Origin of the sequence: Paenibacillus cookii, assembly GCF_018333375.1 — a bacterium.
Lineage (GTDB): Bacteria > Bacillota > Bacilli > Paenibacillales > Paenibacillaceae > Paenibacillus_AQ > Paenibacillus_AQ cookii.
The window spans coordinates 1-25999 of record NZ_BORW01000028.1; the positions used below are offsets into that span (position 1 = coordinate 1).

General features: G+C 52.1%; 24 protein-coding genes. 7 read left to right on the forward strand and 17 right to left on the reverse strand.

What is annotated here, in order from left to right; genetic code table 11:
* Positions 1-298 precede the first annotated feature (298 nt).
* Complete coding sequence (locus KI367_RS20080) at positions 299-805, reverse strand: SRPBCC domain-containing protein (protein ID WP_212951905.1); 507 nt, start codon at positions 803-805, stop codon at positions 299-301.
* A gap of 218 nt (positions 806-1023) precedes the next feature.
* Here KI367_RS20080 and KI367_RS20085 point away from each other — a divergent pair, with 218 nt between their 5' ends.
* Complete coding sequence (locus KI367_RS20085; RefSeq protein WP_212951906.1) at positions 1024-2358, forward strand: catalase; 1335 nt, start codon at positions 1024-1026, stop codon at positions 2356-2358.
* Positions 2359-2478: 120 nt separating this feature from the next.
* On the opposite strand, the gene KI367_RS20090 is transcribed toward KI367_RS20085, so the two are convergent.
* From KI367_RS20090 to KI367_RS20105, 4 genes are read right to left on the reverse strand one after another with little or no spacing between them, the layout of a single operon-like run.
* Entirely contained in the window at positions 2479-3957 is a 1479-nt protein-coding gene (locus KI367_RS20090; protein WP_246537137.1) for a serine hydrolase domain-containing protein, read from the reverse strand.
* A gap of 47 nt (positions 3958-4004) precedes the next feature.
* On the reverse strand, positions 4005-5114 hold the full coding sequence (locus KI367_RS20095; RefSeq protein ID WP_212951908.1) for a HAMP domain-containing sensor histidine kinase: 1110 nt from the start codon (positions 5112-5114) through the stop codon (positions 4005-4007).
* Positions 5084-5773, reverse strand: coding sequence for a response regulator transcription factor (locus KI367_RS20100; protein ID WP_036707915.1), 690 nt, complete (start codon positions 5771-5773; stop codon positions 5084-5086). Before KI367_RS20100 ends, KI367_RS20095 begins: the two co-directional genes overlap by 31 nt.
* Positions 5770-5982 (reverse strand): hypothetical protein, encoded by a 213-nt coding sequence (locus KI367_RS20105; protein WP_036707912.1) that lies wholly within the window; start codon positions 5980-5982, stop codon positions 5770-5772. Before KI367_RS20105 ends, KI367_RS20100 begins: the two co-directional genes overlap by 4 nt.
* A gap of 173 nt (positions 5983-6155) precedes the next feature.
* On the opposite strand from KI367_RS20105, the gene KI367_RS20110 reads away from it, so the two are divergent.
* The gene (locus KI367_RS20110) at positions 6156-6614 is read left to right on the forward strand and encodes an N-acetyltransferase (protein WP_246537139.1); all 459 of its coding nucleotides are present in this window, start codon (positions 6156-6158) and stop codon (positions 6612-6614) included.
* Positions 6615-6751: 137 nt separating this feature from the next.
* Here KI367_RS20110 and KI367_RS20115 read toward each other — a convergent pair whose 3' ends face one another.
* Genes KI367_RS20115 through KI367_RS20135 form a run of 5 tightly spaced genes read right to left on the reverse strand, consistent with a single transcriptional unit; the run spans position 6752 to position 10752 of the window.
* The gene (locus KI367_RS20115; RefSeq protein WP_212951909.1) at positions 6752-7504 is read right to left on the reverse strand and encodes a LytR/AlgR family response regulator transcription factor; all 753 of its coding nucleotides are present in this window, start codon (positions 7502-7504) and stop codon (positions 6752-6754) included.
* Positions 7504-8697 carry a sensor histidine kinase gene (locus KI367_RS20120; protein WP_212951911.1) on the reverse strand — a complete coding sequence of 398 codons (1194 nt, stop codon included), beginning with the start codon at positions 8695-8697 and terminating at the stop codon, positions 7504-7506. The genes KI367_RS20115 and KI367_RS20120 overlap by 1 nt, the downstream gene beginning before the upstream one ends.
* A 33-nt stretch (positions 8698-8730) precedes the next feature.
* On the reverse strand, positions 8731-9861 hold the full coding sequence (locus KI367_RS20125; protein ID WP_212951912.1) for a hypothetical protein: 1131 nt from the start codon (positions 9859-9861) through the stop codon (positions 8731-8733).
* Positions 9854-10558 (reverse strand): ATP-binding cassette domain-containing protein, encoded by a 705-nt coding sequence (locus tag KI367_RS20130; RefSeq protein WP_212951914.1) that lies wholly within the window; start codon positions 10556-10558, stop codon positions 9854-9856. The genes KI367_RS20125 and KI367_RS20130 overlap by 8 nt, the downstream gene beginning before the upstream one ends.
* Positions 10559-10566: 8 nt before the next feature.
* The gene (locus KI367_RS20135; RefSeq protein ID WP_212951915.1) at positions 10567-10752 is read right to left on the reverse strand and encodes a hypothetical protein; all 186 of its coding nucleotides are present in this window, start codon (positions 10750-10752) and stop codon (positions 10567-10569) included.
* A gap of 250 nt (positions 10753-11002) precedes the next feature.
* On the opposite strand from KI367_RS20135, the gene KI367_RS20140 reads away from it, so the two are divergent.
* Together KI367_RS20140 and KI367_RS20145 are read left to right on the forward strand one after the other, a co-directional pair.
* Complete coding sequence (locus KI367_RS20140) at positions 11003-12025, forward strand: hypothetical protein (RefSeq protein WP_036707899.1); 1023 nt, start codon at positions 11003-11005, stop codon at positions 12023-12025.
* Between the two features lie 213 nt (positions 12026-12238).
* Complete coding sequence (locus KI367_RS20145; RefSeq protein WP_212951917.1) at positions 12239-12829, forward strand: hypothetical protein; 591 nt, start codon at positions 12239-12241, stop codon at positions 12827-12829.
* 231 nt (positions 12830-13060) lie between these two features.
* Here KI367_RS20145 and KI367_RS20150 read toward each other — a convergent pair whose 3' ends face one another.
* The 3 genes from KI367_RS20150 to KI367_RS20160 all read right to left on the reverse strand — a co-directional run bounded on the left by KI367_RS20150 (position 13061) and on the right by KI367_RS20160 (position 16741).
* Positions 13061-13558: a DinB family protein gene (locus KI367_RS20150; RefSeq protein ID WP_036707897.1), complete on the reverse strand. Its 498-nt coding sequence runs from the start codon at positions 13556-13558 to the stop codon at positions 13061-13063.
* Between the two features lie 156 nt (positions 13559-13714).
* On the reverse strand, positions 13715-15274 hold the full coding sequence (locus tag KI367_RS20155; protein ID WP_212951919.1) for an FAD-dependent oxidoreductase: 1560 nt from the start codon (positions 15272-15274) through the stop codon (positions 13715-13717).
* A gap of 345 nt (positions 15275-15619) precedes the next feature.
* Positions 15620-16741: a Gfo/Idh/MocA family protein gene (locus tag KI367_RS20160; RefSeq protein WP_212951926.1), complete on the reverse strand. Its 1122-nt coding sequence runs from the start codon at positions 16739-16741 to the stop codon at positions 15620-15622.
* A 111-nt stretch (positions 16742-16852) separates the two neighbouring features.
* On the opposite strand from KI367_RS20160, the gene KI367_RS20165 reads away from it, so the two are divergent.
* Positions 16853-17698, forward strand: a complete 846-nt coding sequence (locus tag KI367_RS20165; RefSeq protein WP_212951928.1) for a LysR family transcriptional regulator — start codon at positions 16853-16855, stop codon at positions 17696-17698.
* Positions 17699-17794: 96 nt separating this feature from the next.
* On the opposite strand, the gene KI367_RS20170 is transcribed toward KI367_RS20165, so the two are convergent.
* Entirely contained in the window at positions 17795-19015 is a 1221-nt protein-coding gene (locus KI367_RS20170; protein ID WP_212951930.1) for a TcaA NTF2-like domain-containing protein, read from the reverse strand.
* Between the two features lie 501 nt (positions 19016-19516).
* Between KI367_RS20170 and KI367_RS20175 the strand changes: the two genes are divergently transcribed.
* Both KI367_RS20175 and KI367_RS20180 read left to right on the forward strand, forming a co-directional pair.
* A complete protein-coding gene (locus KI367_RS20175) occupies positions 19517-20272 on the forward strand; it encodes an alpha/beta hydrolase family protein (protein ID WP_212951932.1) in 756 nt (251 codons plus the stop codon).
* Positions 20273-21232: 960 nt separating this feature from the next.
* Positions 21233-21913 (forward strand): hypothetical protein, encoded by a 681-nt coding sequence (locus KI367_RS20180; protein ID WP_052146847.1) that lies wholly within the window; start codon positions 21233-21235, stop codon positions 21911-21913.
* Positions 21914-22704: 791 nt separating this feature from the next.
* On the opposite strand, the gene KI367_RS20185 is transcribed toward KI367_RS20180, so the two are convergent.
* The 3 genes from KI367_RS20185 to KI367_RS20195 form a co-directional block, all read right to left on the reverse strand.
* Positions 22705-24348 carry a DUF4179 domain-containing protein gene (locus KI367_RS20185; protein ID WP_212951933.1) on the reverse strand — a complete coding sequence of 548 codons (1644 nt, stop codon included), beginning with the start codon at positions 24346-24348 and terminating at the stop codon, positions 22705-22707.
* Positions 24335-24868: an RNA polymerase sigma factor gene (locus tag KI367_RS20190; RefSeq protein WP_212951935.1), complete on the reverse strand. Its 534-nt coding sequence runs from the start codon at positions 24866-24868 to the stop codon at positions 24335-24337. Before KI367_RS20190 ends, KI367_RS20185 begins: the two co-directional genes overlap by 14 nt.
* Before the next feature lie 435 nt (positions 24869-25303).
* Positions 25304-25696, reverse strand: a complete 393-nt coding sequence (locus KI367_RS20195) for a hypothetical protein (RefSeq protein WP_212951937.1) — start codon at positions 25694-25696, stop codon at positions 25304-25306.
* Positions 25697-25999 lie beyond the last annotated feature (303 nt).

The window sequence follows — 25999 nt, forward strand, 5'->3', positions numbered from 1 at the left end:
ACTGGAGTTTACAGAAATAGCTCTTGGCGGCTTGGGATTTCGCTGTGTTCGGGCAGCTCATCCGGCTATCCCTGCCTCAAATCCAGTTCGTGTACCTTGGCCCGTGCTTTTGCCTCCGGCTTCCTTCAGATTCTGCCTCGCGGCAGACACCCTTGCCCTTGGCTAACGGTAGGCGCTCGCCAGCCCCCGTTCGGGACTTTCACCCTAGAGATGACGCCCATGCTGGGCGTACCGAAAAAGGGCGAGGCTTCCACCCTCACCCTTTCTTTTTGCATAAAAAACCAGCGTAAAAAGCCGCTTATTGATTTGCCTGCAAATGCTCCTCAAGCCGATCCATCGTTTCCGTAAATCCTTGTTCCATTCCCATATCAAGCACCTTTTGAAGCGCTTCGGCGGATTCGTATGCCGCGTGATTCACGAATTTCGTTTTGCCGTCATGCTCTTCGAACGTCAACGTGATCAGAGGGGCCGGCATGCCTTCCGCAACGTTGCCTTCGGCATCGGAGAAATAATCGACATATACGATTTTTTCGTTTTTCACGATATCCTGATAGACCCCTTTGCCCCAGGATTCAAAGCCGTAAAAATCGCCCTGGTTCGGATCGACGCATTTCATGCAATAATGCCAGACGCCGCCCGGGCGGAAGTCGACATGGCAAACCGGGACGGTCCATCCGCGCGGTCCCCACCACTGCTTCAAATGCTCCGCATCCGAAAATGCCTGGAACACCAGCTCGCGCGGCGCATTGAAAATACGCTCAATGAATAACTCTTTGCCTTCCGCTTTCAACGATTGTTTCAACATGCTATTTCCTCCCCAAATGGATTGTTTCCTCCGAATGTTTCTCGTTCGCCTGCTATGGTTATAACATAACCCTTTTGGAATATTCCCGTCAAGGAATATTTTGAATATATTTTAGAAATTTATTTCTTCCGCGCGCAATATACTGTCTATATAGCCAGCATGGCACCGCAGCTTATCTTCATTCGGTTTTTCGAGAGAACCACTGGGGAGGTCGAAACATGAAGGATAAAAATGAATGGTCGGGAGACGTTCCGGCAGCTTTCCATTCGCAGACGGTTGGCGAGGACGGTCCCGTCTTGGAACAGGACAATATCATGCATGAGACGCTGGAAACCTTCATACATAGCAAAATTCCGGAACGGCCCGTGCACGTCAAAGGCTACGGCGCTTTCGGATATTTTCATACCATACATCCCATGGCGGAATATACCAAGCTCTGCTTTTTGCAGCAGCCCGGCCAGCAGGTTCCGGTCACCGTCAGGTTCTCGCTTGCCGTCAGCACGAAGGGCACCCCGGACACTTCCCGCAACGTGCGCGGCTTCTCCACCAAATTTTATACGGAGCAAGGCGTTTTCGATCTGCTCTGCAACCACATCCCGGTATTTTCCGTCCGGGACGCCATGCGTTTTCCGGAAACGATCAACGCCTTCCTCCCTTCCCCGAAAAACAACCTGATCGACCCCGAACGCTTCTGGAGTTTCGTCGCCAGGGCGCCGGAGTCCACGAACTTTCTCGTCTGGCTTTATTCCGACGTAGGCACGGTCAGAAGCTTCCGCTTCATGAAGGGGCACAGCGTCAATACCTTCGTTTGGCGGAATGCGCAGGGCGTCCGCACATACGTGAAGTACCACTGGATCCCTTTCCGCGGAGAGCAGTACATCGATCGGCATGAGGCCGTCCGGCTGGCCGGCGAATATCCCGATATTGCGGGCAAAGATCTGCACGATACGATCGCGGCGGGAAAAACGGTCGATTACGGGCTTTACGTGCAGCTGATGGACCCGGAAGACGCCGCCCGGCTTCCCTACAACCCGCTGGACGATACCAAGATTTGGGACGAGAAGCAGTATCCTTTGAAACCCGTCGGACGGCTGATCCTCAACCGAAATCCCGATGACTATAAGGAGCAGGTGGAAAAAATCGCCTTTTCGCCGTCGAACCTGCTGGAAGGCGTCGAGCTGTCCGACGACAAAATGCTGCAGGGACGCGCCAACATTTATTGGGATTCGCAGCGGATGCGCCTCGGTCCGGATTTCCGCAGGCTGCCGGTCAATCATCAGGAAAACTGGTCCCCGGAAGCGCTCGTCACCAGCGGCGGCGGCAGATTCGTGCAAGGAAAGCTGGTGCGTGCCGACCTGGCCGAACCGGATGATTTTGCGCAAGCCGGCGAGTTTTACCGCACGCTTTCCCAGGTGCAGCAGGACCATCTCGTGGATAATCTTGCGGCCGATCTGGCAGGCATCTCCCCGGAAACGCGGCGCATCGTATTGGGGTATCTGAGCAGCGCTGATCCGGAGCTGGGAGAACGGGTTTCGCGGCAGATCGAAACGTAACTTCGGAACGCAACTTCGGAACAGCGACATGCCCGGATTCTAAGATTCGCGCTCGTGAACATCATTGGGACGGTCGCTTGAGAAACCGAAAAAACACCGGTATCCCCGGTGTTTTTTTGGTTATGCGGATATTCCCGATCCGCGGCGCGTTTTTCGATACAGCACGCAGCGGCAGACGAAGCTTGCGATGCCGGCCAGGGACAGGAGCCCCAGCCATAACATGACGGACGGCAGCGTCATCCATATGCCCTGCCAAGGCAGCACCCTTCCGCCGCCGATGAAAGTCACTATCGGCGATAATAAGGCCAGTATCAACATCGGCAGCAAAGCCCGAATCGCCGCAAAGATCAGCTTCCGGCGGGACATCGCGGCCCGGTTTCGATGCTTGATTTGCCTATAGAGCGAAAACCCTCCCCACAGAACGGTAGCTGCCATCAGCGCCATCAGCACCGTTTCCGCATTCCGGCTGTTCACCGCCGAAACTTCGGCTTTCCCTCCGTCCATGATGTCGGCGATGCCTCTGACAAACGCGGAATAATCGATAAATGCGTTGAGGCCGGCATCAAACATCATCGCGATCCCCAACCGCTGATCCAGATCTATCGTTTCTTCCGACTTATACGTCCAAAGGATGCCCGAATGGGAGATCGTCCGGCCAACGTCCGGCTCATCGGACGCGAGCCATCCCATGCCGTACGGCCCCTGCTCCCCCGCGGCATGGTACTGCTTCAAGAGACCGGGGGAGAGCAGCTTGGCATCGTATTGCGCACGCATCCATTTGGCCATATCCTCGGCCGTGGAAACGACGCCGGCGGGGCCGCCGATAAACCATGAGGGCTCTTCTTTGGCGACCGGCTTGCCCAGCAGCACGTAATGCCCTGCCGGAATGGCCGGATTGGCGTTGATTTGTTCGGTGGCGCTGACGTTGAACGTGTCCTTCATTCCCAGCGGCCCAAAGACGTGATCATGAAGATAGTCGGAAAAACGCTGTCCGCTGACCCGCTCGACCAGCAGCGCCAGCAGCTGGTCGAGCGGATTGTGATAGCTGTATGTTTTTCCGGGATCGGCCGCAAGCTTTACCCCGTTCAGCGAAGAGGCGACCTCCTCCAGCTTCCGGAAGGGGGTTGGCCTCGTCATGTCCGGATTCGTTTTGTCGTTCAAGCCGCTGGTCTGATTCAGCAGATGGCGGATCGTGATGCGGGTCACGCGCTCATCCGCAGGCTTTATATCCGGAACATAGGAGACATACGGCGCATCCAGGTCGATCCGCCCCAGGTCGGCCAGCTGCAGCACGGCCAGCGCCGTCATCGATTTGCTTAAAGAGGCGATCGGCATAGGCGTCGTCGCGGTGATGCCTTTGCCGTCCGAAGCCGTGCCGTAACCTTTCGCATAAAACGTGCCATCTCCCTTCGCGATCGCCAAGGACGCGCCGGGAATATGGTTCAGCTTCATATTTTTTTGAACGTATTCGTCGATCTCGGACACCATCTCCGCTCGGCTCCGGGTTCCGGCAGCGCCGGCGGCGGATGGCCATGCGGCGGCCAAAACGGTCATCATGCAGATGAAGCACGCAAAAATTGTTTGGTTGAGGCGATTCATATCAAGCACTCCTTATCTTGAGATAAGGCTATGCTATCTTACAATTTTCAACGATTTATCAACTCGGCATAAAAACTTGCGGTTACCATGCCGCCGCCAAGGGGACCGTTTGCGGCCCGCAATCCGCCCTGATGTTTCCGGCAAAGCACTGAGCAGATATATAATCCCAATCCTTGATGCCCGCTTGCTTCCGGTCCCTCGCTCCGGTAAAAAGGGAGCAAAGCCTTTTGCAGCGCTTCATCGGAGAACCCCGGGCCGTCATCCCCGACGGTGATCGTCAACATGCCGTTTGCTACAACGTACTCGGCTTCGATCCGGCCGGCGGCATAACGCGCCGCATTGGCCATCATATTTTCGAACACCTGCATCGCAAGATCCGTATCGACAAACACCTTCGCCGAATCCGCGGCTTGGCGCGAGCCGAACGTTTTCCCGTGATGGCCGGCGATCCGCCGGGCGGTGTCATCCAGCTGGCCGGTCAGGAGCGCGAACGCCGTCTCCCGCCGGTTAACCGGTATGTCCTCCAGCTTCTGAATCGAGTTCATGGCCTCTACGTAACGCTCCATCCGCAAAATGTGGGTTTGCATCGTTTGCATCGTTTCCAGAAGTTTTTCCTCGGAGATCTTTTTTTGCGGCAAATAAGCGGCAGTGAATTCAACGTATCCTTTCATGACGGAAAGCGGCGTCCTCAGATCGTGGGCAAAGATGGCATTCAGTTGATTGCGTTCCTCTACCGAACGCCATAGGGCTTTAAAATTGTTCTCCATCTGGCTGCGCATCTTTTCAAACGCCCGGCACAGCTCGCCCATCTCGTCCTTGCCGTCATAAACCACATGAAACCCGAGATCGTTCGCCGATATTTTCTCCGATGCGCTCATGAGCACGTCCAAAGGTTTTTTTAATTTCAGCCGATAAAAAAGACTGCCCATGATGACCAGGCCGATGCCGACCGTCAGCAGCATGGCCGCGATCTGGGCCGGCAAAACCCAATCGTTCCCGTAAGGATGGCCGGCAAAATGCAGCTGAAGGCGGGCGGCCCAATCGAATTCGAACACGATGGCAGTTAAAACGGCGGCCAAGTAGAGGCAATGAAACAGGATAAACGTTTGCAGCATGCTCATATTTTTCAATCGAAAACGGCTGAGGATTTTCGCCATTTGTATCCCACCCCCCAGACGGTTTCGATCCAGCCCTCGCAGCCGTGCTCCTTCAGCTTGTTCCGGATGCGCCGGACGTGTTCCGCGATCACGGAGCTTTCTCCTTCTTCGTCCGGCCCCCAAACCCGTTCGTAAATACGCTCTTTATCAAAAACCATGCCGGGATGCGCGGACAGAAGCTCGACGATGTCGAACTCTTTTTTTGCCAGCGGAATATGCCGGCCGTAACCGTACAGCGCCCGCTCCGAATAATCGATGGCCAGCTCTTCGCTGAACCTGACCGAAGATTTTTGCCGGTTCCTCATTTCCCGGCGCAGGTGCGCTTCCACCCTGGCGCCCAGTTCATGGATGCTGAACGGCTTTTGGATATAATCGTCCCCGCCGGCCTGAAAACCGGATATTTTATCGGCATCCTCCAATCTTGCCGTCAGAAATAAAATCGGGCAGGACACGAAGCTCCGGATCTTCCGGCATAAGTCCAAACCGTTCATTTCGGGCATATTGATATCGAGCAGCACGATATCCGGCTGCTTTTCAAGCTTCCGCAGCGCCTCGTTCCCGTCCTTTGCCGTCATGACGGCGTATCCGTTGACCTCAAAATAGTCCGACAACAGCTTGCGCAGGTCTTCTTCGTCATCGACGATCAAAATATGGTTCATCGTTCCTCCCTGATCCACGGCTCGAAATGATTGCCTAAATCTAAATGCACTTCTTTTATTATAATCATATAGATTCGCTTGTCCGTAACAAGCGCAAAAAGGACAGCTTCCCGGATGGCCCGTTGATACTTGCGCATGATCAGCTCGTATTTGGCCGGATCCCCCGCGAGAATGTCGGACACGATCTGAGGCAACTGCAAATCCTGCAATGTCTCTCCCCCCTTTATATCTATTCCTACGAACGGAACCCGCGCCCATGTGACAGACTCTCCAAAATTAATGAACCGGCCGTACCCGGCGGGGCTTTGATTGGAGTTCTATTCTATCGATGTATTGACACCGTCCAGGAAAACTTTTACACTCGGTCTGGATTACAGAAGCAATGAAAGGAGTCGAAACGATGCAAATCCGCCTCATGAACGAAGAGGATATGGACGCCGTCATCAGCCTATGGCTGGCCGCCTCCGAACAAGCGCACCATTTCATCGATGGCGCCTATTGGCAATCCAAACAGGAGGACATGCGCAGCGTCTACCTGCCGATGGCCGAAAGCTACGTGCTGGAGAACGAAGGGGAAATCGCAGGATTTATTTCGGTCGTTCAGCATCTGCTCGCCGCTTTGTTCGTGCACCCGGACCATCAGGGCAAAGGTTACGGCCGGGCCCTGATGGAATACGTCAAGGAACGCGTTCCGAAACTCGAGCTCAAAGTATACAAAGATAACGAAAATGCGATTCATTTTTATGAACGTCAAGGCTTTTCCGTCTTGGAGGAAACCGTCGACGAGGAGACGGGACAAGCGGAATTCGTCATGGGATGGCAGGCTCCGGAACCATCCTGAATTCATTCCGGCATCCATCGCACGGTCGACCTGACTCATACAAACGAAAAATAACAAGCCGATATCGGTCTAGCTCCGATCGTCGGCTTGTTTTTTGCGTTTTTGCCAAGTCGCCGGCCTCATCGCCTTCAACCCGTCTACGGGGATTCCCCCATCCTCTCCTTCATCGCCTGAACCAGCCCGCCGTAATACCGGAAGGATACGTAACAGGTTTCGCCGTTGGCCATCAGGATGATCCGTTTCCGCTTGTCAATTTCGCGTATATTGTCCAGATTGACGATGTATGCCTTGTGGCAGCGGTAAAACCGGTCGTCCAGCTGCGTTTCGAGCTCCTTCAACGTTCCGTAAAATTCGATCTGCCTGTTTCGCTCATGCAGCTTGATTTTGTGGGGCAAAAACGACGTTTCGAAAAAAAGCACGTCCTCATATTTGACGTTGATGATGGATTCCTCGGTTTCGATCGTCATCCGGCGCGGATCGCCGCCCTTTTTCAAATGCCGCTCATACGCCTTGCAAAGGCAGTCCTCCAGCCTCAAGGCGAATTGGCCGGGGTCGTCCTTGATCATAAAATCAAACGCCTCCACTTTGTATTGGAAGGTCAAATAACTCAGCTCCGAATGGGTGGTGATAAACGCGATCAGGCAATCGGGGTTCCGGTCGCGCAGCATCCCCCCAAGCTGAATGCCGTTGATGTCGGCTTTCAGATCGATGTCCAGCAAAAACAAGGACGGATGGCCGTCCTTCCCGGACTGTTCGAGCAATTCGCGGTAATCCCCCGTCGAGCAGGCCACCTCCATATCCAGCTTGTGCTTGATGATCGAATGCGACACGAGCCGTTCGATTTGTTCGCGCTGCCGCTCGTTGTCCTCGCATATATAAACGTTAAGCATCACGTCATCTCCTCTGCTTTCGGATTCGTTTGTTCGCGGACGGCTGTTCGGACCGCAAGCCGCTGCGTCAATGTCATCGATTCGGGATCGATTTCCGTGTCCAGGATGGCTTCGGGATATTTGCGGTCGAGCAATTCGCGCACGGCGGGCAAACCGATGCCCCGGTTCTCCCCTTTCGTGGAAAATCCCGCTTCAAACATTTTATAGATCGGGGGCGTCCGTTCCGGGCAGCTGTTTTGGACGATAAACAAAACCTTGTCCTTACGGGATACGATCCCCAGCCTGATGATCGGTTCCGTCGTTTCCCGGGCGGCTTCGATGGCGTTGTCCAGCAGGATTCCCATGATCCGGCACAAATCAAGCGCGGAAATGTCCACCTCATGGATGTCTTCCTCGATGTCGACAAACACGTCGATTTGCTCCGCGAGAGCCTTCAACATTTTCGAGGAAATCATGCCCTTGAGCGGCGTGATCTTGATGCGCCCAAGCAGGGACAGCCTCGTGTTCATCTGCAGCAGCTTGTCCGAATAAGCGCATACGTCCCGATAGAAATAGGTTTTCAGTTCCTCGTATTTTTCTTCCTCGATGAACCCCTGCAGGGTCGACAAAATGTTGGCATAATCATGTTTGAATATCCGCATGTCATGCAGCACGTCCTCCAGGGAATCCGCGTATTTTTCAAGCTGCCCCAGTTCCTGCTTCAACTGCCGCTTCTCCATTTCTTTTTTGAACGTGTATGTATATAGCCGGTGGCTTGAAACGATGACCGCCATATAGACGGTCAGCAACAGGGTGTGCAGCACCATGTCCTGTCCCCCGCCGGCATTGGCGAAAAAAAAGAGCGAAAGATAGACGCCGCCCATCATCATGCACATATTGCCGAACGTGATCCATATGCGCTGGCGCAAAGAGAACAGATGCTGCGCCCCAAAGCCGTTCCGGCTCCCGCCGCCCCGAAATAACCTGCCGGCCAGATACGCGACGACCCCGATGAACGCAAACAGGAAAAGCTGTTCCGCGGCCGGGTCCCGGACCTTCAGCATCTCGCCCATAACGATCCGGCTGATTTGCATGGCGAACAGGCAATTCACGAAATTAAGCACGCCGAACAAGGCCGCTGCCGCCGCGTCTTTCGTTTTCAAAAAAAACAGCACAAAAAACAACAGAACAATCCATGCCGTACTAAAATCCATGCCGAGCCACCGGCTTCCGCACACCAAATTCCATTACCCTTGGGTCCTCCCTTTTCGGATTGCATACAGAAGACACCCTGCAAAAACCATCTGCAAGGCCCCTGCAAACCAGATCGACATATAAGAGTATACCATCAAGGGAACCGAGACGGTGACCGAGATCAGCCACAGCATATACTTCCGTTTATGTTCGAACATTTGGCGGGGATGGCTCCAATCGTAATTCGGCCGCTTCATATCGTAATACAGCTTGACGAGCGTCGTTAATCCGAGGGATATCGCCATCATCGCAAGCAGCCCCCAGCGATCCAGGCCGGGCCCAAATGCGCAAACGATGCCGTAGGCAGCGGCATATAAGGGAAACATGATCGCCAAGGCGAATATATATTTGCCGGCGAATAGGCCGCCGCGGGACACGGGCAGCGACAGGAGCAGCTGGCGGTACGGTTTCTCCCAGGAAAACAGCACCCCGGGAGTCGAGCACGTCGACAGCAGCACCAGCAAAAACAGGATCAACTCTACGCCGGCGCGGGAGACCGCGGTGGACATGTATAAGAAAAAAACCAGAAACAGCGAGTATCCGGCATGGTTCAGGAAAAGCACCTTTTCGCCCGCAAAACGCACGAACTCTCTTCTGATCCAGCCAAACTTCATCGCCGATCTTTCGGGCCTGGACCGCAAAAACCCCCGGTCGCCCAAAAAGAAGACCGCGCTTATGCCGCACCAGCACGCTGCCAGCCCGGCGGCCGCGCACATCAGCCCCCCGCCGGCGCCCTCCAGCAACGTAATGTTTCTATAGGAAACGTTTGAGGCAAGAATGGCCAACACAAAGGGCATCACCCGGAGCCCGATATGTTTGATCCATACGACGGCGGCATACAGCAACATCAACGTGGTTTTCCCCACCGGCATGGCGAGCAGCAGCTTGTATTTCCGGTCTTTGAGCTTGGATAAACCGGACAGCAAGGACAAATACAGGGCGGCGGCGGCCGTTCCTTTCAAGAGGACACCGAGGGATCGGGCGTGAACAGCCGTGTATTCCGAAGGAACGACGCAAAACAGGACGACGATGAGCACGAGGATCGCCGCCAATTCCTTCAGCGGCCGCCTCCCCTTGATTTCGTCCAGCAGCAGCACGCGAAACAAGGCGCGAACGTCATTCATGGCCGATCACCCGGAAAAACGCCGCTTTGACCTGCTCTTCCCCATGTACGGCGACGGTTTCCCGTATCGTTCCCTGGTGCAAAATCAAAGCCTCGTCGCAGATCCGGCTAACGATGGGGAATAAATGCGTGGACAGCAGCACGGCATTCCCCCGCTGCGCATAAGCGCGCAGCTCCCCGTAAATCCGTTCGATCGCGACGGCATCCAGGCCGACCAGCGGTTCGTCCAGAATCAGCAGCGGACATTCCAGCAGCAGCCCGTTGATCAGTGCCGTCTTCTGCCTGTTGCCCAGCGACAAGGCGCCGATCTTCCGGTGAAGGAACGTCTCGAAGCCGAAGGTCTCGCATAACGCCGCCAACCGTGGCGAATCCACCGTTTTTCCGTATAAGCGGTGCACGAAATCCATAAAAGCAAGCGGCGACATTTCGTCGAACAAGGCGGGATGATCCGGTATGAAATACCGATAACGCTTCACCCGCTTGTCGTTTTTGCCCGTCAGCTTCTCGCCGCAATAACGGACCTCCCCGCTGTATTGGCCGTGAATCGAAGCCAGGACGTTCAGCAGCGTCGTTTTCCCCGCGCCGTTGGCGCCCAGCAGCGCATATACTTTTCCCGGCTCGATTTCCAGATTCACCTGCCGGATCACCGGCGCATGTTTCGTATACCAACCCGTTACATGCCTCGTTTCAAGGATCATGTCCGCACCTAACCTTCCCGGTCCGGGCTTTTGACCGCGCCGTAAAGTTTGGCCGCCATGGCGAGCGCAACCACAAATGCCGCGGCGGAGAACAGCAGGTTGCTTTTGACCGCATATATGATGCCTGCGCCTCCCCATACGGCGACCATAATGCCATAAAATAACATTTTTTTCTTTTTGGAATTCAGCAGCATCGCAGCTCCTCCTTCGACGTTGGTGCCGCCATTGTAACATCTTGAACGATACTCGCCTGCCGTTTTGTCTTCACCGGCAGCTCATTCGCTGCGACAGTGCTTCCGAAGGGCTCCGGCATGACGTTCAGGACAAAATCGGAGACGTTCAGGATAAGCTTGCCTAAAAATGAAACATATCCCTGATTTGATTCGTCTAATATCTCGTAAACCACGAATACATCTGTGGATCAAGACACAGGAGGGAAACAAAATGAAAAAATTCAAATCCATCACTTTATCCGCTGCGGCCCTGGCGCTGCTGCTGTCGGCCGCTCCCATCTATGCTGCGCCGCAGACAAGCCAGGCCGATGTGCAAATAGCGCAATCCGCCCCTGCCGGGCTGGATCAGGCAACGCTGAACGAATTGACGAAAGTTTTGAATAAGCTCGCCGGAAAGGGCAAGATCGATTTCACGCACGCAGATACCTCCGGAGCCACCTGGATCATCAGCGGCTACGTCAACGGGGCGGTGAAGGCGGAATTCGAGCAGATGTACAATCCGGCCAAAAAACGGGTCGAGTCGACCAGCATCATTTACAAAACTTCCAATACGAACGCCGTGCTGGGAGCGACGCTCGCCAACAAAACGGCCTCGTTCCTGAAAACCTTCGATACCGACCGCAAATTCAAAACGGAAGCCATCTGGCGGGTGTACTCCCCTTATCAGGATAACGTTCCGCGGAACTACTGGGTTCTCTGGGGGAACAGCCAGAGCCTGTACATCGATTTGGATCAAGGCAACCAGATCACGGCCAGCATCACGTATCCTTTGAAGGACATGAAAGCGGCCCTGGTCAACAAGGCGAACCGTTCCCTGAAATCGCTCGGCAGCCACGTGATCAAACCGCTCCAATTTGCTTCGCGCGAGAAAAAGGGGGACAAGGAATTCGTCTGGAACTTCCAGGACAACGAAAATGCCAACCATGTAGCGATCGGCGTCAAAACCGGCAAAGTGTGGGAAGTGGAAAATCTGCATGGCCAGGATTGGGCTAACGACCAGGATTTCGCCAAATCGTTCGCCAAACCCGTGCTCAGCAAAAACCAGGCCCTTGCCGCGGCCAAACCGAAAGTCAAATCCATCTTCGGACTTCAAATGAACGGTTATTCGGTACAGATCAAGAAAAACGAATACACCTTCACCAAAAAAGGCGCTCCGACCATCACCGGAAAAATCAACAAAAAAGGAGCGTTCTACGCCCTTAAGGTAACGCCCGTGAACGGCGTTCGCAACTGATCCCGTCGGAGGAAATAAAAATAAAGTTCTTTGCGGTGAAAGACACCCGGGCCAAGAAGAAATGCAGCGGCCCGGGTGTCTTGGACTTTGCGCGTCGCATGCCCTTGCCGAAAGTTTGCAGGGGTTGCGACGCTTTTGCAGCGTTAGGCCCTTCAGAAGAGGCAGGCATTGCAGGGTTCAAATCGTTTTCTATGGAATGGAGCGTGAATCAACATGTGCGAAAATGAATTATTGAGGCGCCAGGATCAGCTGCAAGCCGAAGCAAACAGGGTGGCGGAAGAACTGGACATGGACGATCTGCTGTCATTAGCCGGCAATCCGGTACGGGTCGGCAGCGCAGCTCTCGGATTAATGGCATGGAGGGATCTGGACATAACCGTGGTCTGCCCCAAACTCGACATGGATCAAGTGGCGGAGATCGCCACGATGCTGATGGTCAAGCAGGGCGTCAGGGAGCTTCGCTTCCTGAACGATACGGGGATCTGGAATACGGATATCAACTACCCCGACGGGTTTTACATCGGATTAAAATACCGGGCCCAAAGCGGCATGGATTGGAAACTGGATATATGGTTCGTGGACGAGCCGGACAAGCAGCCGGACCTGAAGCATATTGAAACGTTGCCCAAGCGGCTCACCCCCGAGCTGCGCGAATCCATCCTGACGATCAAACATGCATGGGCATCGCGCCCCGAATACGGAAACGAAGTGAAAAGCTTCGACATTTATACCGCCGTGCTGGACGATCACGTCAGGACGCTGCATCAGTTCGAGGAATGGCTGAAAAGCAAATCCCGTTCGTAACAACCCGTGATTCAGAAGGGAACAGCCGCAGGACCGGAAAAACCAAAGCGGCGGACGCTAAAACCGGCCATGCAAGCTTGAGGAGCGGCCCGGAAGGGCTGCTTTTTTGCTGTGAAAGCTTAGAAAAAAGCATAAAAAAGCTATCCCTCGGACTTCGCGTCCGCGGGATAGCCTCTTCCTTGCATGAAATTAGCTCTTAACCCCCAACATTGCTTTTGCCTTCAGCTCTTTTTACACCGGCGGCGTAACCCCCATTTGTATCCAACCTTCCTTGGAGGGACCATACACCGCAGGGATGTTTAATCCCGCCTGACGCATAAGCACGGTAACCTGTCCCCGGTGATGGACGATATGCTTGATCAATCCCATAAAGATGGACGCATTCGTTTCCAGTCTGCCAAAAGCGTTTTGCACCTGCTTCAAATCGTCGTCCGTCCATTGTTCTTCAACCGCTTGGGCTGCACGCTCGCTTATCTTTTTAAAAGTCTCGGCGATTTCTTGGGCTGAAGGCACATCATCCGGATTGGGCACCCGCTCGGTCGCAACCCCGAATTCGGTCAAGTAATCCGGGATGTTCGAGACGAAATGCCACGCAATCCTTCCCAGCGTACGCCCTCCGGGATACACCTGCTGCTTTAATGATTCATCGGTCAAGGCGTTCAAAATGTTTTGGGTTAATGCAGCTTCCTTGTTCCATTCCGTGATCAAATCCGAAACCGTCACATACATCATGGATTCATCCTTTCTTGAATGAGCTTCTCGCCGCCGCCTCATCAGCATCGGTCGGTACATTTTCATCATAACCGCTAATAGTGACAGGGTCTGTCATCATCATAATTTTTATTAGCGATTCGGAATGATCCCCTCTGTGGCCACAGTTTCCCGCTAAAGCGGCCAAGACAGTTCAATGCCCTGGTCCTGAAGCAAGCGCTGAAAATCCTCCAGCAGGGAGCCTTGCTCATGAACATCCGAGGGCATCGACCCGCGATTCAGGCAAAATGCAGCCAGCAAACCCGCCGCCTCGCCGATATTCCATTCCACCGGGTGCAGGCGGTAGCAGCCGTTCGTAATGTGGGTCGTCCCGATATTTTTGCAGGCCGGCAGCAGGTTGCCGCCTTGCTCCGGAATCAGGCTTCCCAGAGGAATCTGGAACGGAACGCTTTCCACGTCGATGTAATTTCGTCCCGCCGTGCTCGGATGCAGGTCGATGTGATAGAAGCCGATGCCGACGGAGTCCCGAAACGGCGCGGCCAGCTTCGTGCCCGTACAGTCCGGATTGACGTGCTGCTCCTTGACCGTAAAGCGCGCGCGTATTCGCCGCGATTCCCGAATGTAGACCTGTTGGGCCAGTCCGTCGTCCGTCCCGCACACGTCCGCTCGCAGCCGAAGTCCCGGGTATCCCTGCTTGCCGTCCGGCCTTGGCGCTTCGGTCTGCATCCAATACAGCAGCGAAAGGCTGAGCTGGCGGGCGCCCTCCAAATGGCGGAGCCGCTCCTCCCCCGGGACGTCAATGACCGGGCCCAGCCAATAGTCGTTTTGCGGCCAGTTCACGATCGTGATGTCGCTGGCAAATGCCCCCTCGCGGAAAAGCTCCTTGTCGATGATCCTCCGGTAATTCCACAACGAAAAAAGTCCGTCCCGCGGAAACAGCGCGTATTCGACCTTTTTCAGCGTCCGCGGCTGCGGAGAAAACCAGCTCAGCTGGCGTTCCGGCCAAAAATCCGCCTGATATTGCCGCCAAAACTCGTAATCTTTCGGTTTATCGATCGTATGGTCTTCGCCTTCCAGGTAGTCCACCGCAAAGCAGTGCGTCACCGCCTGCATGTCCATCGGGTCAGCGGCTCCCTCCAAGGCATGCGGTTCCCCGGTTTCAAGCCGGGATTCGGCCCCCGTGACGTAATCGATGCCGGCTAGCGGGAGCAAGTCGCCGCATTCCGTCGCGTCCAGCACGAAACGGCCGGACAAGGCCATTTGGTCGCCGCTGCCCAGCTGCGTAACCGTGACCGCTCTGACCTGACCGTTGTCCGCTTCGCATCCGGTAGCCTTCCAACCGGTAAAAATACGCAGCCGGCCGCTATGTTCGTACGGGGCAAGCATTGCCTGCAGCACGGCATGGGCAACCCTCGGGTCGTGGCTGATTCGGCTGACCAGGGCATTGCCCGGATTGAGCAGCGGCTGGACGGCGGCGTCCGCGGTCAGCGGGAAAAACGTCCGGTAATACCGGCGAACCTGCTCCCGGTAATCGCGATAGCTGCGCGTCGCCCCGAACTGCTCGATCCATTGATGCTCATCCGGCGGTACCGCCTGATTCGTCAGCTGCCCGCCGATCCAGGCGCATTCCTCGGTCAGAATCACCTTTTTCCCAAGCCTGCAAGCCGCCAGCGCCGCGGCCACGCCGCCAACGCTGCCGCCGATGATCACGATATCCGCTGTTTGTTCCTTCATGTTGCCGCCTCCTTTTTTCTGCTTTATTGGAAGTCCGGCGGGCTTTTGCCCGCGTGCTTCTTGCACACCCCCGCAAATAACTAAGGATCCATATTTCTAAGCCGATCCGCCGCCTCATGGACCATTACCCGCTCGACTTGCCGCAGATGGATGCCCGCTCCATTTTCAGCATCTTCGCGGGTCATATTTTCATCCATATGCTCATCCACGAATAGCATGACCTGTTGAATGATTTTCGCCAATAGATTCCGATGGAAAAAACGGTACCATTGTTTGTGGCTTTCTTAAGCTAAAAAACACCCGGCCATCGCATCGATAGCCGGGTGTTGATCGGAAAGCAACGAATCAACTTATTGAACAAGGCGCTATTTTGCAGCCGGTAACGGCAGCGGTTCGGACGGACTCCAGCAGCTTATGCAGTTGAACCGCATCATGAAAATCGGGCGATGCAAAAGTGCCGTCAATCATGTCCCTGGCGAAAAGCTCATGAGCCTTCAAAACATCCAGCATCGGCGAGTGCAGCTGCTCCCCTTCCCCATAAATCGTCTCGAAGCCATCGTCGTCGCCATGCGCCACCAAGTGGCTTGAAGCATACCGTTTTTGCTGCACCAGCAGGTTCCCAAACTGCACATGTCCGACGGAATGGCGCTGTTTCAATCGGATGACGCCTTTTTCTCCTTGGATTTCCATGCGGAAACCGGGATAGGTTCCTCCCTGAACGTGAACCGAAACGGAGGTGCCCCGCTCCAGCGTCCCTTGGATCATGATTTGGTCGGCCGTATCCTTTTCTACTTTTTCACCCGTTTCGAGCACGGTCGCCTCAACATCATGGATGTTCATGATGGCCGTCAGTTCCTTAAAGTCACCGAGCAGACCACGCAGCACATCCAGGGAATGCCCGCCGTTAATCGACAGAAGGGTTGCGCCATGCTCCTCTTTTAACAAATAGGCGCCGTTTCGGTCCGTCACCCTTCCTTTCCCTTGCGTGGACGCATGGATGCTGCAAGATAGAATGCGGCCGAATTCACCTTGCTCCAACCGTCGTTTGACCTCTTGAATGGCTGCCGATTGTCTGGCCTGCAGGCCGATCGCATGATGAATGCCGGCTTGATCGGCGAGCTTCGCCAATTCTTGCGCCTGATCCAACGTCACGGCCAAAGGCCATTCGCAGTAGACATGTTTCCCGGCAGCAATGGCCGTTTTTACGGCTTCGTAATGAAAAGGAACCTTGACGCTCACGATCACCAGCTCAACCTCCGGGCTCTCGCATAATTCCCTGTAGTCTGCAAAAGCGAGTGGCGCCCCTAATGCAGCCGCGCTCTTGACCGCACTCTCCATTCGGGACGTTGCAATGGCGGTGATTTGATGCCGGGTGCTGGTTTGCAGCGCCGGAATATGCGTTTTGCTTGCCCATTGATTGTTTAAGGAGCCCCCAATAATGCCTGTTTTGATGCGCTTATGCTCCATTTTTTATTCCTCCATTCCTTTACGGCTATTCCAAGTGTATCGAAGAAAATCCATCATGAATAATGTATAATCGAGATACAGCTATCATTTTTTTTGATAAGGGGAATCTCATTGGAAATTGAAAATATGCTTGCTTTCGTTGCCGTTGCCGAGCTGAAAAGCGTATCGGCCGCTGCCGCGAGCTTGAATCATCTGCAATCCAACATGACGGCCAAAATTAAAAAGATCGAAAGCCATTATCAACGGCAGCTGTTTCTCCGAAGCGCCCGCGGAATGGAATTGACGCCGGAAGGCGAAAAGCTGTACAAGCAATTCAAAAGAATCATTCTTTTATGGGAAGAAACCGAACAGGAAATGCAGCAGCGGGAATTAAAGCTTCGGATAGGCACGATGCAGTCTGCCGTCGGCACGAATATTGCGGAGGCGTTTGCGAATTTATATCGGAAGTATCCCGCTTTGTCCGTCACGCTCAAAACAGGGACGACCGAGACGATGGAAAACGAGTTGTTGCAGGGTCATATCGATCTCGCTTATACCATCGGCAAATCCGACCGGGCCCAACTTACTTACAAGCCGATCGGAACCGAGGAAATGGTTTTGGCCGGCAAAAACATCGGGTCCAGCGCCAATCTGATCCAAGCCCTTCAAGGCAAAACCCAGCTTATTCTTTCGAAAGATTGCTTATACGCCTCCATCCTGGAGCGCATCTGCGTTGCCAACGGCATCAAACAAGGCCCTAAAACGGAAGTCGGCGTGTTCGAGACGCTGCTTCAGCTAAGCTCATTAGGCATGGGGGTTACATTGATCTCCAAAACCATCGCGCGGCAATTCGGGGTGACGGATTATTTCGAACTCCCGCCGGGTGACCGATACATCGAAAAGTATTTGGTGACCCGCCAAAACTATGAGCTTTCCCCGCTGGAGAGACAGTTCGTCGAGATCAGCCATTTTATATAAAAACAAAGCAGCAGCCTGAACGGCTGCTGCTTCTTTTTGTTTCGACGTATGCGAACCTGTTATCGCGTTTCCTATTTTTAACATTTGTGCGCCGCTTTATTTGATTTGATCGGTACGCAACAATTCATCGACTTGAACCCCTTGATCCGTATGGACCAAAATAAATTGGGATTTGAACGATTTGGTTTTCATGGATCCGTCGTTGTAATAAATGTTGTATGTTTCCCGCGTATACGCTTTAAACCGATCCTCGGACAACCGCTGAATCGAAGTCACCTCGGAAGAGATAAGCTCCTCGTAGATGCCTTTTTTCTGCAAGTAACCCAAATAGTCCTTGGCTTCCTTGTATGCCTTGCCCGACGGATTCAGATACGGCTCCATGACGCTGAAATCATAGTTGGAGGTCGCCCGAACCGCGCTGTTCAAATAACCGACCATGGCTGCTTTGATGGTAATGTCCGGAATGTGTTCCGCGGGATGATCGCCGCTAACTTGAACGTCTTTCTTGGCAGCGGATACGGCGGAATTAGGTGGATTCGGGTTGGTTGCTCCGTTTACCAGCACTTCGCTTTGCGGGGTGCCCGTCAGATTGATCAGTTGCTGGTACTTTTCGAGCATGCGAGCCGCTTCCCGCCGATGGCTTTCATGCTGCTGAAGCTTCTCTTTGACGATCTCGTTATTGTCGGATGCGTTTTGATAGGCCTCGTCGGATAAATTATAATATGCGCTGCTAAAATAAAAGCTGTTATTGCCTTCCTTGATGTATTGTTGAGCCAATCGGCTTTGCCGTTCGGATTCTTCCCCGGCTTCGATCGCCGCCACATAAGCATCGTTGGCCGCCCTGCTCTCCGTCAAATATTTTCCCCGGTATGTAATGGCCTCCAGAAACCGATTATGCGCATTCTTCAAATAATTGTGGACCAGCGTTCCCGCCAGCTCGTCGCGGATTTGGCTGTTTTGACCGATCAAGTCGGATACTTTGGAATCGTAGTCGCCGATGGTCGTGGTCGTGGAGGTCTCCAGCACTTGGATGTCGTCGTCCAGGACGGCGTTTTTCTGCAGTAAGACTTGGATATTGTCGATGTCGCCCAAAATTTGATTCAGCTCATTCGAAGCTTTTGTCATCATTAAGGCATCGGCCGACATTTTGTTTTTGACGCTTGCGTATTTGGGATTGTTGTTTAAATCTTTCAGCTGGTCTTCGAACGTGTTTTCCTTCTTCAGTTTCTGGTAGTAATCCACCAGCTCCGGGAAACTCAAGGATTCATCCGGGGTCGAGTTGATTTTGTCGGCAAACGTCTTTGCCTTTTGCTGCAATGCGGAAAATTGTTCCTCGTAATCTCGTGCTACGCTATAACTTTCATATTTCTGATAGCTAAATAGGCCTATTGCGCCCAACACGCATATGCAAAGAACGGATATCGGGATCCATATCCATAACTTGCGTTTTTTAGGGGGAGCGACCGTCAGCTCGTCCATTTTACCTATACCTCCATACTGGTCATATTTTCCTATTTTACAGGCAACCCGTTCGTGGGATCAATACTTTTTGCGCAAGTTTCGACGTCTGCATTCTGTTTTCCGATTGTGCCGATCGTTTCGCATCGCAGGAAGATTCGCCCGGCCGGTCCATTTTCTTTAAAGTGAACTTTCCGCTCCGGAAGCCAAAAAAATCATCACGGGCCATTCCTAAAATGCTCAGATACAGTATAATTTGGTAGGTAAGCTCTGGTTGTTTGGAATGCGGCAATGTATGGCTTGAAGAAGCAACCCAGGGCATCCCTTTGCAAGCAAACTTCAACGAACGGGGGTTCAAGCATGAACGATTACATAACAAACACAGTAAAAATCGCACATCGCGGCAGGAACATTTTCGGCATTTCCTATATGCCAAAGCATGAAAAAAAGTGTCCCGTCGTTATTTTCAGTCATGGCTACAACGGAACAAATGCCGATTTTACGATGCATGCCGAATATCTGGCGTCCCATGGCGTGGGGGCGTATTGTTTTGATTTCTGCGGCGGTTCCGTGAATTCAAAAAGCGATTCTAAGACGACGGAAATGACCTTGTTTACGGAGAAAGAAGATTTATGCACCGTACTGGATCATGTGAAAACATGGGAAAACGTCGATGCGGACCATATTTTTCTGTTTGGCGGTAGCCAAGGGGGTTTGGTCACGGCGCTGACCGCCGAGGAGCGTATGGATGACGTGAAAGGCGTTCTGTTATTATATCCGGCATTCTGCATCCCGGACCAATGGAACGAAAGATTTCCTACGCTTGAAAGCATTCCGGACACGCAAGAGCTTTGGGGAATGACGCTCGGCCGAGCGTTTTTCGAGACGATTCACGGGTACGACGTATTCGAACATGTAGGTGGATATAACAAAAATGTTCTGATATTTCATGGCGATCAAGATGCGGTCGTGGCGCTTGAGTATGGCGAAAAAGCTTCAAAATTATATCCTCGTGGGAGGATCGAGATATTTCCAGGCGAGGGCCATGGTTTTACGGAGGCGGGAAATCGGCGCGTAGCCGAAATGACGCATGAATTTGTAAAGGCGAATATTTGAACGGTTGCCGTAATTGGATTGGCGATTGATTGCTGCATCGGACCCGAATTGCGTCGCGCCCTGTTGTGTGGCAGTTGTGTTGGGGAAAATGGCGCTGATGGCCGCTAGCGAAAAGGAAAGCAATGGTCGCGGCTGGCACCGATTTCGGGTTTGACGGTGTAACCGCCCTTGCGGGAATGAAGTTTACTTTGAAAGTGGCGGGTTGCGCAGGGAGTTTGCGATCGTGAGGAGACAACGATGATCGTGAAGAGCAAGGCACTCGCGGGGAGTTATGCTGAAGTTGAAGTGTAAGGCGCTCGCGGGGAGTCATGGTGATCTTAAAGATATGTTGATGAATGCGGAGTGAACAGTTCTAACGGTTGCCACTGCGCTTAATGCCAAGAAATTGTTGCTTTTGGAATTTTAACGGTTCTGATTGACGTTATTTAGGCATTATGGAGGAACATCATAGGATAATCTCGTCAATAAGCTCGATGGTAACCGTTAGAATTTGCAGATAGCTATTTTGAGCTACATAGTCGCTGTCACAACCGTTAGAATTTGCAATCGGCCATCCGTGCGGGACTCCTCCCCTGGAGCAAGTGTCCTTCCCCTCAAAAAAGCCCCCCAATGGATGTCTTTTTGGTGTCGTGGATTCTAGAGAGTACGTTTATGAGCGAATCGCAGCATTCTGCCATTTCAATATAGCGGCACGATCCCTGTGAGAACAAAACATGCCCGACCAGGTGCGCTCAAGTTTTATGGAGACTATGGCTTAACCTGACTTTTTTGGCCCAAGATTGGGTCGGGGTCGGTTTCAATGCTCCAATGGAGCAGTTAAGCTTGAATATTTTCCCTTTTAATGGTACATTGTATGCAATTATAGGGTGTGAAGCACATACCGCTTTGTTACGTCATGTTCATGCGAGCATGGATGTATCGGGGCGGTTTTTTATTTTTTCGGATCGGATGTGACATGGAATGAGCAGGTTTGATGAAATCTATCAAAGTTGGATGGAGCAACAGATTGCCGAAGAGAAAAGTCCAAGAAGACGGGAGTTACTCCGGAAAGGATTAAGCCGCGGATCGCTCGATTTTTTGCGTTTGGTCTGGTTTCCGGCCATAGGCAATCTGGATCATTTATACCCCGAATACGAGGTTAGGGATTTTAATAACGGGTATCGCTATCTGGACCTTGCGTACATGCCCGGGAACGTCAAAGGATGTATCGAAATTCAGGATTACCGAAGCCATGCCAGGGATATTGAAGTCAGCCGATTCAAAGATTTATGCATGAAGCAATCCCTGCTGGTTTTGGATGATTGGCTTATCCTTACGATTGCTTACTTATCCATCCGGGATGATCCCGGGGTATGCAAACAGCTCGTCCTATCCTTCGTTGGAAAGTTTCTAAGCAGCGCCGTACCTTTCGGACTCCATTGGGCAGAAGCCGAAACCCTGAGATATGCTCACCGACTGCTGCGGCCATTTACGCCGATGGAGCTGTCAAGCCATTTGCAGCTATCTGAACATCGCACCCGAGTTATCCTCCGCGCCCTTTTGGAGAAAAAACTGCTGGAGGTGGCTAGCGGAAAACAACGATATCGTACTTACCGACTACCCGGCGATCATGTCCAAAGTCCGTTTGATCCGCACCGCTAGTTCAAGGACCTTCCGGTAGGGAAAAATCCCGCGATGAAGACGTTGTTAACGCCCTTTGTCCACAGTGAAGCAGCATACCCGTTAAACCAATGAGCAAATGAAGTGAACGTAAGAAGAAAATTGAACGCAAGGAGATAAATGGACGCAAGGAGATAAATGAACGGGAAAGGTAAGTGAACGGAAGAGATCGGGTGAACCCGAGAAGAAAATTTGAACGCAATGGGATGAAGTAAAGCGATCGATGAGACAAGTTAGCGCCTAGGAGATGAAGGGAAAAGTCGAGGAAACAATTGAACGCGAGAAGATGTAGTCAAGGTGAGCGGACAAGTAAAAGTGTCGAAATAAGTATGGAAATAAGTGTGGAAGTAAGATTCTAACGGTTGCCACATCGGTTAATGCCGAAAAAATGGAGGTTATGAAATTTTAACGGTTCCGGTTGACGTTATTTGGGCATTTCGGCCGAATTTCATACGGTAATTTTCCAAATAAGCTCATTGGTGACCGTTACACCTTACAGAGAACCATTTGAAGCGACATAGGCGCTGTCACAACCGTTAGCAACCGAGAACAGCTTACGCGCAGCGATCTAACATTGTTTGTGCCTCCGCAGACAGTCAGAGGACGATGAACTTCGCCAAAGCGAATGTTGAAATCATCATCCATTCTTATGAAGTTATAAATAGAACCGCAGCAAACTCGGAGCAGGTTGGCGCAAATCTCTGCGCATAATGAAAAAGGCAGCCGCCCAGCAGGCAGCTGCTCCAGCAAGTTATGATAGGGCTGTGCGTTCTTTAGTTTAGTTTTACTCGAAGCTCGTCATCCGGATTTTTGGTGGTGTAGTTCCATACGTACAGGTCCAGATCGGTACCGTTGAAGTTTTTGTACATATCGGTATGCTTGTTGCCCGAACCAAAATAAAACTGCGGAATCAGATACATCGATTCTTTCCCCTCAACGAAATAGGTTTGATTGATACCGCCAAAGCTTGCATCCGGGCTTTCGGATTCGACGTACAGATTATTGTCCTTGATATAATAGGTCCAATAGACCGGATATCCTTCGTAGCTCGTCCGTATCGTCTGCGGCTGTGAGGAAATATCGGTCAGACGGACGGGAACATCGCTGCCCTTATGAACATCCACCCGTTCCTTGCCGATCAGCGTGATTGATGTGTTTTTTAGTGAAGCGATATCCACGGTAATGGAGTCCGTAGGCTCAAACCGGAGAACGGTTTTACCGGCATGGGAATCGCTCTCCTCCAGTCCAACTTCCCCTTCAAATACCCGGCCGCCAACATCCAATTGCAAGGTTTGGTAAGGCATTCGGAATCGGCGGTCCTGATGATTCAGGACGAGCCGGATTTGGGTCGGTGTTACAACCAGTTCACGGATGCTCGCCTCTTCGGGCCATGTATGAAGCGGAATATCCAGGCTTTTTCTGAACGAACCGCTCTCCATCTGCTTCCGGGACAAAGAGAGATTCACGTTCCACGTGCCGTCAGTGCGCCCCTTCTCATGGGTATACACCAAAGCGAAACGGTTCCCTTTTTTCTTCAGCAGCTGCCCGCTAAACTTCTGTTGGCTTGCATACTCCCCGGTCGCACCGCTTGTACCATAGGCGGGGGATTCCGTCTCCCGGATTTTGTTACCGAGGCTGTCGTACGCGGCGATTCTGGCCCAAGTCTGCTCCTGAACCGCAGCGTCTGTAAAGGTTACGGATGAGTTAAGCAGGATTTGGCCCGGAGAGGATGCAAAGGCCTGTATTTTTACCGTTTGGATGCCGTCCTTTTGAATGGTGAATTGCTGGGTGCCCGGATCGTTTGGATTCCAATGGATCTCGTGCTCCAGATCCTCGAGATACCGGACATTCGTCACGGAAAATTGAAGCTTGGACAGTTCCTCTGTCATCACCCAATTCGTCTCAAAATATCCCTGGTACACGCCCTGCTCCGCGTTCCACTTCTGAACATAATGCCCTTCAATGGGGGTGCCGCTGCTGTCCTTGAGGACGATCCGGTCGTATCGGATCTCTTGTCCTCGGGTGGCTTCTTCCGGTTTTAACGTGTACAGGAGGACCGTCCGGTTCTCATCGGTAAAAGCGGTATGCACCGTCAAAGTGACGCCATGATCCGTTACACTCTGCTCCACATACTGACCATAACCGGCCTCAAGGGCTGCTTCAATGCCTGGTTTCTTGGACAGAATACTGCTCCAATCGTATTGAACGGCTGCATAAACAGGCGTTGCGAGAACGGCCACAGACACACCCGCAATGATCGCCACGCTCGTTTTTCGCCGCTGCGGTCTGTGATATGTTTCGTCTACGATCCTCAGTTCATTTTTTTCAATGCTGCTCAGCATTTGATCAAAGTCGGGATACTGCACCGTTTCCGTACGCTTCATATGATTTCTAACGTTGAGCTCAATAGATTCCAAAATGATTCTCTCCCCTCATGATATATTTTTCCTGGCGCTCCAGTTTTTTGCGGATCAGCTTGAGCGCTTTGTACAACCTGGACCGGACGGTATTCTGGGGAATGCGGAGCGTCTCTGCAATTTCTTTAATGGACAAATCGCCGATATATCGCAGCGTAACGACGCTAAGCAGTTTCTCCGGCAGCTGAAGCAGCTGACGCTCCAGTTCATCGTAAGAAAGCTTGTTTACAACGATGCTGTCAACCGGACTTACGGCCCGGCTTTCTTGATCATGAAGCCATTGCAGTTGTCCTTGCTTCTCGTGCTTCGTTTTGTTTTTGCGGATCACGTTGAGGCAATGGTTCATCGTAATACGCATGATCCAGGCCTTCAAATTCGTCACGCTGCTCCAGTCCTGGCGGAACACCGTAACGAATACGTCGTGGCATACATCCTCGGCATCCTGGCTGTTTTTGAGCATATACAGACATGTTCGGTAGACGTCTTTGTTGTACGTATGAAATAGTTCATGCTCGGTCACGCCCGGCTCTCCTTTCTTGTTGGGATATATTATAGACAAGTCAGCGTGGAATCCGGCTCACTTTTTTTTCGGAGTCGGGCAACAGAGGCTGTGGGGCGGCGGATTCGACTTCAACTGAAGGCATATTCAAGTCATAGGGCTCAACATCAAGAGCAGTAGTTTCTTAAGATCAAGTTTTTCGAGTAACTCACTAAAGGGAGCCGCAGCACAAGGAACATGATTTCCCTTTCCGGATCGCGTATGCCGGGCAGTAGCGTGTTCACAAGGCGTTTCCCGTTATAATCCACTTCAATCCATAAAAAACGCACCTATCGGGGAACCGATTAGATGCGTGCATCGCAGTTCGTCATATACAAGTTGGGCATTTTTTTCAAAAACAGCCCCTTTGTCCCCCATTTCATTGAAATGACGCCAAAGAGGGGCTCTAATTAGGCTCTAGAGCTGGATTATTATTTTTTCCGTTAGTATTATTAAATTGATTTTTTTGTCCCCGTTCTGAAAGGTATACTTTGAGCCCAATCGATCGGCTTCTATCCAGCCGCGTCTCTCTATTTCTTTGCGATAATAGTCCGGTAGTCCGTTTTCTTCTTTAACGTTTTTGAAGGCGTACTCTTCCGAGTATTCCTTTTTCTCCTGAAGTTCGGCTGTTTTCGGGACTGGAAAGTCTGGATTTAAGCTTGAATGATTAAAAGGTTCATCTTTTGGGGAACAACCAGTAACACATAAAATAAAAATCAGAAAACATGATATTCCAATTTCTCGAAATTTAACGAGCCGTCGTTCCGGATTTTGAATCTTCGCCAAAAGCTGGCCATATCCGTTCCCCATTTATGTACTCCTCCTTGGCATCGAGACCATTCCATTGTCAAAGCTATTGATACGTTATGCTCGTATAAATGTCTAATTAATATACACATGGGGATTATTTCGGGAAGCAAAAGCACTTGTCGTTCCCATTAATAACGAAATAATCGCAATAATTACAGTTGCTTTATGTAAAACTTTCATTATATCCCTTTTTTAAAAATAAAAAGAAGATGGATGATACCTTCATTTTCTCTATTTTACTGGTAAATATCAAGCGCTCATGTTCCGGGTCCAAGATTATTGTAATCTGTACTTGAATCCAAT

Bases quoted from the DNA above. Each gene is read 5' to 3' on its own strand.
- KI367_RS20080 (WP_212951905.1), bottom strand. From the start codon at position 805: ATGTTGAAACAATCGTTGAAAGCGGAAGGCAAAGAGTTATTCATTGAG.
- KI367_RS20085 (WP_212951906.1), top strand. From the start codon at position 1,024: ATGAAGGATAAAAATGAATGGTCGGGAGACGTTCCGGCAGCTTTCCAT.
- KI367_RS20090 (WP_246537137.1), bottom strand. From the start codon at position 3,957: ATGAATCGCCTCAACCAAACAATTTTTGCGTGCTTCATCTGCATGATG.
- KI367_RS20095 (WP_212951908.1), bottom strand. From the start codon at position 5,114: ATGGCGAAAATCCTCAGCCGTTTTCGATTGAAAAATATGAGCATGCTG.
- KI367_RS20100 (WP_036707915.1), bottom strand. From the start codon at position 5,773: ATGAACCATATTTTGATCGTCGATGACGAAGAAGACCTGCGCAAGCTG.
- KI367_RS20110 (WP_246537139.1), top strand. From the start codon at position 6,156: ATGAAAGGAGTCGAAACGATGCAAATCCGCCTCATGAACGAAGAGGAT.
- KI367_RS20115 (WP_212951909.1), bottom strand. From the start codon at position 7,504: ATGCTTAACGTTTATATATGCGAGGACAACGAGCGGCAGCGCGAACAA.
- KI367_RS20120 (WP_212951911.1), bottom strand. From the start codon at position 8,697: ATGGATTTTAGTACGGCATGGATTGTTCTGTTGTTTTTTGTGCTGTTT.
- KI367_RS20125 (WP_212951912.1), bottom strand. From the start codon at position 9,861: ATGAATGACGTTCGCGCCTTGTTTCGCGTGCTGCTGCTGGACGAAATC.
- KI367_RS20130 (WP_212951914.1), bottom strand. From the start codon at position 10,558: ATGATCCTTGAAACGAGGCATGTAACGGGTTGGTATACGAAACATGCG.
- KI367_RS20135 (WP_212951915.1), bottom strand. From the start codon at position 10,752: ATGCTGCTGAATTCCAAAAAGAAAAAAATGTTATTTTATGGCATTATG.
- KI367_RS20140 (WP_036707899.1), top strand. From the start codon at position 11,003: ATGAAAAAATTCAAATCCATCACTTTATCCGCTGCGGCCCTGGCGCTG.
- KI367_RS20145 (WP_212951917.1), top strand. From the start codon at position 12,239: ATGTGCGAAAATGAATTATTGAGGCGCCAGGATCAGCTGCAAGCCGAA.
- KI367_RS20150 (WP_036707897.1), bottom strand. From the start codon at position 13,558: ATGTATGTGACGGTTTCGGATTTGATCACGGAATGGAACAAGGAAGCT.
- KI367_RS20155 (WP_212951919.1), bottom strand. From the start codon at position 15,274: ATGAAGGAACAAACAGCGGATATCGTGATCATCGGCGGCAGCGTTGGC.
- KI367_RS20160 (WP_212951926.1), bottom strand. From the start codon at position 16,741: ATGGAGCATAAGCGCATCAAAACAGGCATTATTGGGGGCTCCTTAAAC.
- KI367_RS20175 (WP_212951932.1), top strand. From the start codon at position 19,517: ATGAACGATTACATAACAAACACAGTAAAAATCGCACATCGCGGCAGG.
- KI367_RS20180 (WP_052146847.1), top strand. From the start codon at position 21,233: ATGAGCAGGTTTGATGAAATCTATCAAAGTTGGATGGAGCAACAGATT.
- KI367_RS20195 (WP_212951937.1), bottom strand. From the start codon at position 25,696: ATGGGGAACGGATATGGCCAGCTTTTGGCGAAGATTCAAAATCCGGAA.